The organism is Thermoanaerobaculia bacterium (assembly GCA_035260525.1).
In the GTDB taxonomy this organism is placed as follows: domain Bacteria; phylum Acidobacteriota; class Thermoanaerobaculia; order UBA5066; family DATFVB01; genus DATFVB01.
In genome coordinates, this window is record DATFVB010000363.1 from 1 (window position 1) to 10,364 (window position 10,364).

Consider the following 10,364-nt stretch of genomic DNA (forward strand, 5'->3'; position numbering starts at 1 on the left):
TGCGGGCAGCGTGCTCAGACTCGTCCCATCGATCGTAATCTGAACCGCTTTAACTCCGTGATCAGCTATCAGGGATATGCGCTGTGTTCCGGCCGTCAATCCAAGGAACAACGTCACGAACGTAATCACGGGGCACCCCCGCCACAGGGCCGGTGCCGTTGCTCGAATCGAGTATCGCGGCGGGCCATGTTTTTTAGCGGTTTAGCTTATGGTCAGGGTCGTCCTCATTTCCGGGCGGGACTGGGGAATACCCACATGGTGGATCGTCGCAACCGTAGACACAGAAGCGACTGTCCTCAACGACACTGTAATATGAAGTACGAACACCCCAGACCATTTCGCATCCGACTTCGAAGCAAGGACTATAGCACTCGCCAACCTCATTCGTGTGCTGAGCATCGTCGTAGTAGTAGCGAACGAACGCGTGGCTCATTCCAGCGTCGGCACGCTTGGCTCCAGAAATCGCGAGAAAGGCTACCGAGAAGGCTCCGAGTAACCCAGGAAGAAGAACAAGCCGATAAAAGCTTTCGTCCCATCGTCGTTTACCTCTCTTTGTCGCCTTGTAACGAAAAAAACTGGCCCGTCGCGACGTCACGATCCTGAAATTCCGACTCGTGCATAGATAGATCAATTCTCATCATTTCTCGCCCTCGGCATAGAATCGCAAGCGCATGAAGAACGTCGCCGTTCTCGGCGGCGGGCTCGTCGGCGCCGTGATCGCGCGCGATCTCGCGGCGGACCCCGAGCTCTCCGTCACGGTGTACGACCGCGCGGAGGAGACGCTCGCCCGGATCCGGGAGTCGGGCGCGATCGCGGCCGCGCCGGCCGACCTCTCCTCGGCCGACGAGATCGCGCGCGCCGTCGAGGACGCGGACGTCGTCGTCGGCGCCGTGCCCGGGTTCCTCGGCAGGAACATGCTTCGCGCGGTGATCGCCGCCGGAAAGCCGATCGCCGACATCTCGTTTTCGCCGGAAGACCCGCTCGATCTCGACGACGAGGCGCGGAAGAAGGGCGTCACGGCGGTCGTCGACTGCGGCGTCTCTCCGGGGCTCTCGAATTTCGCGGCCGGGCGGGCCCAGGCGCAGCTCGACGAGATCGAGAGCCTCTCGATCTACGTCGGCGGCCTCCCCGCCGCCCGGCGATGGCCGTACGAATACGCGATCGTCTTCTCGGCGACCGACGTGATCGAGGAGTACACGCGTCCGGCGCGCGTCGTCGAGAACGGCCGCCTCGTCGTCAAGCCGGCCCTCTCGGAGGTGGAGAGCGTCGACTTCGACGGCATCGGCACGCTCGAGGCCTTCCTCACGGACGGGCTCCGCACAGTGCTCTCGACCGTTCCGGCCCGCGACATGAAGGAGAAGACGATGCGCTATCCCGGGCACGCGGAGCTCATGCGCGTCTTCCGGGAGACCGGTTTCTTCGACGAAAAGCCGATTCCGGTGCGCGGCGTGCCCGTCTCTCCGCGCGAGGTCACGGAGCGCCTCCTCTTTGCCGCGTGGAAGCTGCCGGCCGGCGCCGCCGAGCTGACCGTGCTCCGCGTCGTCGCCGAAGGCGCGAAGGACCGTGCACGCCGCCGCCACGTCTTCGACCTGCTGGACCGGACCGACCCCGCGACGGGGACGACCTCGATGGCGCGCACGACGGGGTTCCCCTGCGCGATCGTCGCGCGGATGCTCGCCTCGGGCGAGTACGCCGACCCGGGAATCCGAGCGCTCGAGCATCTCGGGAGGAACGAGAACGCGTCGCGGCGGCTGCTCTCCGAGCTCCGCGCGCGCGGAATCGATTTCCGCGAACGCGTCGTGGAGGTCCCGTGACCGCGTCCGCCGGATCGAACGGGTTAGAATGCCGACCCGATGCGTCTCGCCGCCACCCTGTTCCTCGCCGCGACCGGCTTCGCCGGCTCCGATCGCGCGGCGTTGAACCTCGCGATCGCCGGGACCCGCCGCGCTCCCCCCGATCTCTCGGCGATGATCGTGAACTACCGCCGGGAATACCTGACCGGGGTGCGCGACGCCGCGAGGCGTCCGCCGCCGTCCGACTTCGAACGCGAAGCCCGCGGGATCTCGCGCGCGATCCTCTCCCGCACGCCGTTTTCGGAGGTCATCCGGAGGACCGGCGCGCTGATCGGGGGCGTGCTCTCGGCCGAGGCGCCGGCCGGCGGAGAGGAATTCGAGAAGGCGAGCGCGGGGCCCTACCGGATCCCGGGGGTCGCCGCGGCGTGCGCCTCCGGAGACCCCGCGCCGGCCGCCCGCTCGATCCGGGCCGCGCGCGGAGAGCTCGACAGGACGCGCGGCGCCCCGGACGCCGCGGCCTCCCGGATCGTCGCCGACGAGACGAACCTGCTGTGGGCCATCTGGACCGGAGCGGGCGGCGACGCCCGGCCCGCGAAGGAAATCGATGAACGAAACGGACCTTACGACGTCCCCGGCGCTCCCCGCTAGCGGCCCGGTCCGGGTCCGCCGGGCCCTGTTGTCGGTCTCCGACCGGACCGGCATCGCGGAGCTCGCGCAGGCGCTGCAGGAGCTCGGGATCGAGATCGTCTCGACCGGCGGCACGGCGGCGCATCTGACCGAGCGCGGGATCGCCGCGACCAAAGCGGAGGAGATCACCGAGTTCCCGGAGATCTTCGGCGGCCGCGTCAAGACGCTGCACCCGAAGATCTTCGGCGGGATCCTCGGCGACCCGGCCGATGCGGGGCACGCGCGCGATTTCGCCGCCCAGGGAATCCTTCCGTTCGAGCTCGTCGCCGTCAATCTCTACCCGTTCGAAGAGGCGATCGCGGCCGGCGCGCGCGGGCGGGCCGCCATCGAGAAGATCGACGTCGGAGGCCCCGCGATGATCCGCGCCGCGGCGAAGAACCACTCCCGCGTGGCGGTGATCGTCGACCCGGGCGACTACGCCGCCGTCCTCGCCGAGATCCGCGCGACCGGAGCCGTGGCGCCGGCCAGCCGGGAGCGGCTGGCCGCGAAGGCGTTCGCGCGGACGGCCCTCTACGACTCGGCGATCGCCAACTATTTCTCGCGCGAGGTTTCCGGGGGCGACCCGTTCCCTGAGACGCTCCTCTTCGGGTTCGAGAAACAGGCCTCGCTCCGGTACGGCGAGAACCCGCACCAGCGCGCCGCCGTCTACCGGGACCGGGCGGCGGCGCCGGGCGAGCTCATCGGGTTTCGCCAGCTGCAGGGCAAGGAGCTCTCGTTCAACAATCTCCTCGACGTCGACTCCGCCGTGCGCCTCGCGCGCGACCTTCGCGGCAGCGCCGCCGTCATCGTCAAGCACAACAACCCGTGCGGCGCCGCCGTCGGCGACAACGTCCTCGAGGCATTCGGCCGCGCCTTCGCGTGCGACCCTCTCGCCGCGTTCGGCGGCATCATCGCGATCCGCGGGACGGTCGACGGCGCCGTGGCCGCGCTCGTCCTGCAGCATTTCGTCGAGGCCGTCGTCGCCGACGATTTCACCGAAGACGCCCTCGCCGCGTTCGCGAAGAAGCCCAACATCCGCCTGCTCCGCCTCCCGGTGAGCCAGGGCCCCGACGGGGGCGTGGACTGGAAGAGGATCGGCGGCGGCCTGCTCCTCCAGGAGCAGGACAACGAGCCCGACGATCCGGCCGCATGGCGCGTCGTTTCGGAGCGCAAGCCCCTCGCGATCGAGCGCGCGGCCTGCGAGCTCGCCTGGACCGTCGCCCGCCGCGTCAAGTCGAACGCGATCGTGATCGCCAACGCGCGTCAGACCGTCGGAATCGGCGCCGGCCAGATGAGCCGCGTCGATTCGTGCCGGCTCGCCGTCATGAAGGCCGACCTCCCCGTCAACGGCACGAGCGCCGCCTCCGACGCGTTTTTCCCGTTCCGCGACGGGCTCGACCTCCTGGCCGACGCCGGCGTCACCGCGGTCGTCGCCCCCGGAGGGTCGATCCGTGACGCGGATATCGTCGCCGCCGCCGACGACAGGAAACTGGCTTTCCTGCTCGCTCCGCGACGGCACTTCCGGCATTGAGAGTCGCGTCGGCGAGACGCGCATGGGTCGCGTCGGCGAGACGCGCGCGGGTCGCCGCGGCGGGAATCGCCGCGGCGCTCCTGCTCGCCGGCTCCGCCGGGGCCGCCGATCCGGGGGCGGAGCTCGCTCGCGCCGCCCGATACTTCCAGGACGGCAAGGCTCACGTCGCGTCGTTCGTCCAGACGTTCACGCCCGCCGGGTTCACGAAGTCGCGCAAGGAGAGCGGCGTGCTCGTCGTCCAGGCGCCCGAGAACCTCCGGTTCGACTACGAGTCTCCGAAGAAGACGTTCGCCTTCGACGGCAAAGTCGCGCGGTTCTACTCGCCGGCCGACCGTCAGATGACCGTGCGCGCGCTCACGGAAGACGACCGGGCGCAGCTCCCCCTGATCTTCCTCGAGAGCGCCGACGAGCTGCGGAAGCGCAATACCCTCGACCTCGAACAGGGGCCGGGAGCGGCTTCGATTCTCGTCACCCCGCGGGACCCGGATTCGGAGGTGTCGTGGATCCGGCTCGGGCTGGCGGCCGACGGCTCCCCCGCTTCGCTGTCGTTCCAGTCGTCGGCGGGCGATCGCACCGAGTTCCGGTTCGAGGCGTTCCGGACGGAGCCTCCGCGCGACGTCTCCGCCTTCGCGATCCACCCGCCGGCGGGAACCCGGATCATCGAGAACGAGCCGTGACCCGCGGCTGAGGCCGGCGGGTCGGAAAGGGATCCCATGGCGCAGGAGAATTCGTTCGACGTCGTTTCCAAGGTCGACCTCCAGGAGGTCCAGAACGCCGTCCAGCAGGCCTCGAAGGAGATCGCGACCCGGTTCGACTTCCGCGGAAGCAAGTCGAAGATCGAGTGGAATGACAAGGAGCTTCAGCTCACGCTCACCTCCGACGACGAGCACAAGTTGAAGAGCGTCGTCGACATCCTCGAGACGAAGCTCGTCAAGCGCGGGATCGCGGTCAAGTCGCTCGACTTCCAGAAGGTCGAGCCGGCGGCCGGCGCGACCGTCCGCCAGATCGTGAAGATCCAGCAGGGCATCCCGACGGAGAAGGCGAAGGCGATCGTCAAGGCCATCAAGGATTCGAAGATCAAGGTGCAGGCCTCGATCCAGGCCGACCAGGTGCGAATCGCGGGCAAGAGCCGAGACGATCTGCAGGCGGTCATCGCGCTGCTGAAGGGGGACGATTTCGGGCTGCCTTTGCAATTCCTCAACTACCGGTAGCGGGCGGCGCGATAGCTCGAGCGAATACGGCGCGTGCCGCCCCGCGCCGCCGTCGACGTACGCCTCGGGACGGCGCGGGGACGACCCGCATCCCGTCTCGCTCGGCTCTCGCGTCGCCTCCGGGTCCTTCCGAGAATAGGAGAGCGGCGCGGGTGCGCGCCGCCCCGTGCCGCGCCCGATGTAAGATTCGCTCGCGCATGAAGATCGCTGCCCGTCCGCGCGAGGAGGAGCTCCGCCGCTCCTACGACCTGATCGCCCCCAAGCTCGCCGAGGTCGAGCGAGAGCTGATCCGGCTCTGCGACTCCCCCGTCGCGACCATCTCGAAGATCGGCGACTACCTGCGGAGCGGCGGCGGAAAACGCATCCGGCCGGCCCTGCTGCTCCTTTCGGCCAAGCTCCTGGGGTACGACAAAGGGACGACGGACGTTCGGTACGCGGCCGTCGTCGAGTTCATCCATGCCGCGACCCTCGTGCACGACGACATCATCGACGAGGCGAAGCTCCGGCGCGGGCGCGAGTCGGTCAACTCCCTCTGGGGCAACAACCTGACCGTCCTTTTCGGCGACTACCTGTACACGAAGTCGATGGGCGTCGCGCTCGAGGAGGGGGATCTCACGATCCTGAAGATCCTCTCCCAGACCACGCTCGCCATGATCGAGGGGGAGATCATCGGCCTCGAGCGCGAGGGAGACGTCGACCTCGACGCGGAGGGCGCGCTCGCGATCGTCCGGCGCAAGACCGCCGAGCTCTTCTCCGCCGCGTGCCGGATCCCGGCCCATTTCGCTCCCGAGGGAAGCGACGCGGCCTCCGAACGGCTCGCCCTCTACGGCCGCCGGCTCGGCGTCTCGTTCCAGCTGATCGACGATCTCCTCGACTACACGGCCCGGGAATCGGTCGTCGGAAAGCCGGTCCTCTCCGACCTGCGCGAGGGCAAGCTCACGATGCCGCTCATCCTCTCGCTCCCGGAGGCGACGGCGGCCGAGCGCGCGAAGGTCGCGCGCGTGCTGAAGGAACGCAAGTTCGACAGCGTGTCACCGTTCGAGATCCTCGCGATCGTCGAGAGGTACCAGGGGGTCGCCCGGACGCGCGCTCTCGCGCTCGAGAACGCCCGCGCCGCCCGGGAGCCGCTCTCGACCTTCCCGGACTGTGAGGCGAAAGCCGCGCTGATGCTCGCCGCCGAGGGCCTCGTCGAACGCGCCTCGTAGCGGGCGCGGCGATGCATCGAGCCGGGCGGGCGCGTACAGGCCGGCCGGCGGCTCGACGTCGGTTCACCACTACGCCTTCACCGCCGGTCGTCTGTCCGCATCCCGCCGGGCTCGCGCCTCGCCGCGCCTCACTCTCGAATCAAATGACCCCGTGATCCTCGTGCCCCGGCCCCGGCGACTTGTCGCGACGGGGCCCCGGAAGCATTTGCGGAGGAGGGCGAAGGCCGGGCGGGCGCGGACAGGCCGGCCGGCGGCTCGACGTCGAGCGGCGTCCTCAGACTTCTCGATCACCCTTCGGGATCCGATCGAAGGCTGCCCGGTCGGGAACCCGCTCTCGGCGAATCTTCGCGAAATGCGTGAAAAATCTTGACGTTCGGCAATATTGCCCTACACTGAAAATCGGCGGGCCGCGGACGCGGCGGCACGGAAGCCAATGTCGGACGGGAGCCCATGAAAACGACACCTCTTCCCGGGAAGCTCGCGAGCCTGAGGACGCTCTCCCCTCGCTCGGACCGCTCGGCGGAAGTCGACCTCTACCTGAAGCGCGCGCGGATGGCCGCCGACGAGGAGCGGTTCGACGTTGCGCGCGTCTTCTGCGAGAAAGCGCGGTCGATCGAGCCGGAAAGCCTCGACGTGCTCTTCACGCTCGCGCAGATCTGCGAGATCGGCTATTCCGACGGCGACGCGGCGATCGCGCTCTACCAGAAGATCATCGCGAAGGCGGGATACGACGGCGGGAACCCCTTCTGCGCCGCCGCCCGCGAGGCCCTCGCGGGGCTCGCGACCGCCGTCCGCGGCGACTGATCAGGAGGCGGGCTTCACCCCGATCGCCGCGTCGATTTCCGACGGGCGGAACAGGACTCCGTCCTTGAGCACGATCTCGACATTGCGAACGTCGGAGATGCGCCGGGTCGGGTCGCCGTCGACGAGCGCGAGGTCGGCGATCTTGCCCGGCTCGATCGAGCCGCGCTCCTGGTCGCGCTTCATGACGCGGGCGCCGCCGAGTGTCGCGATCCGCAGCACGTCCGGCGCGGGAATCCCCGCTTCGACGTAGAGCTCGAGCTCGCGGGCGAGCGAGAAGCCGGCGAGGTCGTCGGTCCCGGCGACGATCGGAATGCCGCGATCGAAGAGCGCCTTCACCATCCGCAGCATCGACCGGTACGATTCGCGGTAGAGCGCCTCCTTTCCCGCGGGAATCGGCAGACTGCCGGACAGGAAGCCTCGCCGCACCTGCGCCGGCATCCGGTCCGCGATCGCGGCGTAGGCCGGCGAGACCACGCCCTTCCTTCCGACGAACATCGTCTCGAAGGCGACGAGCGTCGGGTCGATCACGGTTCGGTGCTCTTTCAGCAGGGAGAGGAACGCCTTCACCCTCTCCTGCGACGGGTCGATTTCGACGCCGTGCTCGGCGACCGCCGTGAAACGCGCCGGCGTCCGCGTGTCCTTCACCGTGTCGAAGAGGAAGTTCAGGAAGAGGAAATTGATGTGCTGGATCTCGTCGGACCCTTCCCGCACGAACTGCTCCGCGGTCATGAACGCCGGCACGTGGCCGGAGACCCGCATCCCGTGTGCATGCGCCAGTCGCGCGATGACCGGCATCAGCTCCGGCTTGATCGAGCTGTAGATCTTGATCTGCGCGTATCCGCGGCGGAAGTAATCGTCGACCGCGGCCTTCGCCTCCCTCTCGTCGTCGACCTTGACCTTGATCGGCGCCGTGTACGGGCCCCTTCCGTCGACGAGCCCGGCCAGCTCGACGTGCGGCCCCACGGCCGCGCCTTCGTCGAATTGCTTCTTCCACGAGAGCAGGGCGTCGGGATCGTTTCCCATGTCGCGCACGGTCGTGATCCCGTTGGCGACGTCCAGGAGGCCGTCGTTGGCCGACGAAAGGTGCACGTGCATGTCCCAGAGCCCGGGCATCAGCGTCTTGCCGGCCGCGTCGATCACCTCCGCGCCGGCGGGAATCTGGACCGAGCCGTCCCGGCCGACGGCCGCGATGCGGCCGCCGGAAACGACGACGGTCGTCCCGGAGATCATCGACGCGGCCGGCGAATCGAAGAGCGCGGCGTGCGTGAACGCGATCGCGGAATGCCGATGCGCGAGCTTCGAAGCGAGCTCCTTCAGACGCCGGGCCGCCGATTCTTCCTGCACGGCCGAGAGATCCGCGACGCAACCCTCCCACCCCTCGCGCACGACGGTCAGCCACGGGCTGACGGAGGCGAAGAAGGAGCCGTCGCGGTCGAGCCACACGCGCAAGGGAGCGAAGTCGATCCCGGTCAGGAGGTACTGGGAGACGGCGCGGCTCTCGGCGTCCTTCCGGACGGTCCGCTCCCCCGCCGGCTCGATCGACGCGCGCCCCTCGGGGAGGAGCGGCGCCGCGAGCCCGGGCGCGCGCAGGAGCGCGGACGCGAGCAGGCCGACTTCGGCGGGCGCGCCGTTGAAGGCGAGATAGAAGCCGGCATCGGCAGCCGCCTCCCCCTTCTCGACGTCGCTCTGCCAGCGCGCCTTTCCCCCTTGCCGCCGAAAACGTTCGGCGACGGCCCCCTTGAAGTAGTCGTTGCCGGCGACGTCGGTCGACGCCGGCCAGCCGCGCCCGTCGAGCGCGATCCGCTCGTCGATCTTCGGCCCGCGTCCCCGATCGTTGAACTCGAAATGGATCGCGAGCTCGCCCGAAGGAAGCCGAAGCACGGTTTCCTCGCCGGCGCGGTTGCCCGAGAGGAGCACGGTGTACCGGTCCGGCCCCGCGGCCGCCGACGAGGACGCGGCGGCGACCGCCGCGAGAAAGGCCAGGATCGCGACTCTCAACTTTCCCTCCAGGTTTCCTCGAAGACGCGCTCGAAATTCCTCCCGAGCACCTTGTCGATGACCGAAGACGGCATCCCGCGGCGAGCGAAATCGTCGGCCAGCCTCGAAAACCGGTCCACGCGGTTGAATTCCGGGATGAACGGCGGCCGGTCCGCGCTTTCTCCCGGCGCGCCGACGCCCGCCTTGCGACGCGTCTCGACTTCCGCGGCGAGCGCCTTGCGGTACTCGGGCGTATCCGCGATCGGCTCGATCCCCTGGTCCGTCCCGATCCCGACGTGGTCCTCGCCGCAGATCGAGAGCGCGTGCGCGACGTGGCGATACAGGTCGTCCGGCGTGATCGGGCCCGGTCCGGCCGACAGGAAGGGCATCAGGTAGATGCCGACGACGCCCCCGCGGCCGGCGAGCGATTTCAGCGCCGCGTCCTCCTTGTTGCGGGGATGCGGGAAGACCGCGCGGCATCCGGCGTGCGAGATCACGATCGGCTTGCCCGACGCCTCGATCGCCTCCCGGGTCGTCCGGTCGCCGGAGTGGCTGACGTCCACCGTGATCCCGGACGCGTTCATCCGTTCGACCGCCTGGCGGCCGAGGCGCGACAGGCCCGCGTCCGACGGCTCCAGGCAGCCGTCCCCGTAGAGGCTCCGATCGTTGTAGGTGAGCTGCATGATCCGCACGCCGAGCCGGCCGAAGACGTCGATGCGGCCGAGGTCGTCGCCGAGCATCCCGGTCGTCTGGAAGCCCATGATGAGCCCGACTTTCCCCTCCGCCGCGGCGCGGCCGAGGTCCGCGATGCCGCGCACCACGAGGAGCCGGTCGGGACGGCGCGCGGCCGCCCCCTGCACGAACGCGATCGCGCGCACCGTCTTCTCGAAATCGGCCCCGGGCCCGACGACCGTGAAGTTCACGGCCGCGAGATTCGACGCGGCGAGCGCCGCCAGCGCCGCTTCCCCGGGCGGAAATTTCCCGTCCACGTCGAAGGCTTCGCCGCAGCCGTCGATCCAGAGGCGCCGCGCGCGGCCCGAGGAAATCTCAGAAGCGGCTTCGGCCGCGCCGGGAAGGGACCCGGCGGCCGCCGCGGCCGCGGAAGCCGCGGCGAGACCGAGGAGCTCACGCCGGTTCATCGACGCATCTTTTCGCGGCTCAACGTCCCTCCGCGCGG

9 protein-coding genes are annotated in these 10,364 nt (G+C 69.2%); 7 read left to right on the forward strand and 2 right to left on the reverse strand.

The window, feature by feature from the left end; genetic code table 11:
- Positions 1-671: 671 nt before the first annotated feature.
- The 7 genes from VKH46_17235 to VKH46_17265 all read left to right on the forward strand — a co-directional run bounded on the left by VKH46_17235 (position 672) and on the right by VKH46_17265 (position 7,210).
- Positions 672-1,814 (forward strand): saccharopine dehydrogenase C-terminal domain-containing protein, encoded by a 1,143-nt coding sequence (locus VKH46_17235; GenBank protein HKB72578.1) that lies wholly within the window; start codon positions 672-674, stop codon positions 1,812-1,814.
- 39 nt (positions 1,815-1,853) lie between these two features.
- Positions 1,854-2,441 carry a hypothetical protein gene (locus VKH46_17240; GenBank protein ID HKB72579.1) on the forward strand — a complete coding sequence of 196 codons (588 nt, stop codon included), beginning with the start codon at positions 1,854-1,856 and terminating at the stop codon, positions 2,439-2,441.
- Entirely contained in the window at positions 2,398-3,990 is a 1,593-nt protein-coding gene (purH, locus tag VKH46_17245) for a bifunctional phosphoribosylaminoimidazolecarboxamide formyltransferase/IMP cyclohydrolase (protein HKB72580.1), read from the forward strand. The genes VKH46_17240 and purH overlap by 44 nt, the downstream gene beginning before the upstream one ends.
- Positions 3,987-4,667 carry an outer membrane lipoprotein carrier protein LolA gene (locus tag VKH46_17250; GenBank protein ID HKB72581.1) on the forward strand — a complete coding sequence of 227 codons (681 nt, stop codon included), beginning with the start codon at positions 3,987-3,989 and terminating at the stop codon, positions 4,665-4,667. The genes purH and VKH46_17250 overlap by 4 nt, the downstream gene beginning before the upstream one ends.
- Before the next feature lie 36 nt (positions 4,668-4,703).
- The gene (locus VKH46_17255) at positions 4,704-5,201 is read left to right on the forward strand and encodes a YajQ family cyclic di-GMP-binding protein (GenBank protein ID HKB72582.1); all 498 of its coding nucleotides are present in this window, start codon (positions 4,704-4,706) and stop codon (positions 5,199-5,201) included.
- Between the two features lie 197 nt (positions 5,202-5,398).
- Positions 5,399-6,406 carry a polyprenyl synthetase family protein gene (locus VKH46_17260; GenBank protein HKB72583.1) on the forward strand — a complete coding sequence of 336 codons (1,008 nt, stop codon included), beginning with the start codon at positions 5,399-5,401 and terminating at the stop codon, positions 6,404-6,406.
- A gap of 450 nt (positions 6,407-6,856) precedes the next feature.
- Complete coding sequence (locus VKH46_17265) at positions 6,857-7,210, forward strand: hypothetical protein (protein HKB72584.1); 354 nt, start codon at positions 6,857-6,859, stop codon at positions 7,208-7,210.
- Here VKH46_17265 and VKH46_17270 read toward each other — a convergent pair whose 3' ends face one another.
- Both VKH46_17270 and VKH46_17275 read right to left on the reverse strand, forming a co-directional pair.
- Entirely contained in the window at positions 7,211-9,208 is a 1,998-nt protein-coding gene (locus tag VKH46_17270; protein ID HKB72585.1) for an amidohydrolase family protein, read from the reverse strand. It abuts the gene before it with no gap.
- Positions 9,205-10,364 (reverse strand): membrane dipeptidase (locus VKH46_17275; GenBank protein ID HKB72586.1); only part of this gene is annotated, 1,160 nt, incomplete at its 5' end. The genes VKH46_17270 and VKH46_17275, both read right to left, overlap by 4 nt.

Excerpts from the sequence above, each read along its gene's own strand:
- VKH46_17235 (HKB72578.1), top strand. The coding sequence starts at position 672 with ATGAAGAACGTCGCCGTTCTCGGCGGCGGGCTCGTCGGCGCCGTGATC.
- purH (HKB72580.1), top strand. The coding sequence starts at position 2,398 with ATGAACGAAACGGACCTTACGACGTCCCCGGCGCTCCCCGCTAGCGGC.
- VKH46_17260 (HKB72583.1), top strand. The coding sequence starts at position 5,399 with ATGAAGATCGCTGCCCGTCCGCGCGAGGAGGAGCTCCGCCGCTCCTAC.
- VKH46_17265 (HKB72584.1), top strand. The coding sequence starts at position 6,857 with ATGAAAACGACACCTCTTCCCGGGAAGCTCGCGAGCCTGAGGACGCTC.
- VKH46_17255 (HKB72582.1), top strand. The coding sequence starts at position 4,704 with ATGGCGCAGGAGAATTCGTTCGACGTCGTTTCCAAGGTCGACCTCCAG.
- VKH46_17240 (HKB72579.1), top strand. The coding sequence starts at position 1,854 with ATGCGTCTCGCCGCCACCCTGTTCCTCGCCGCGACCGGCTTCGCCGGC.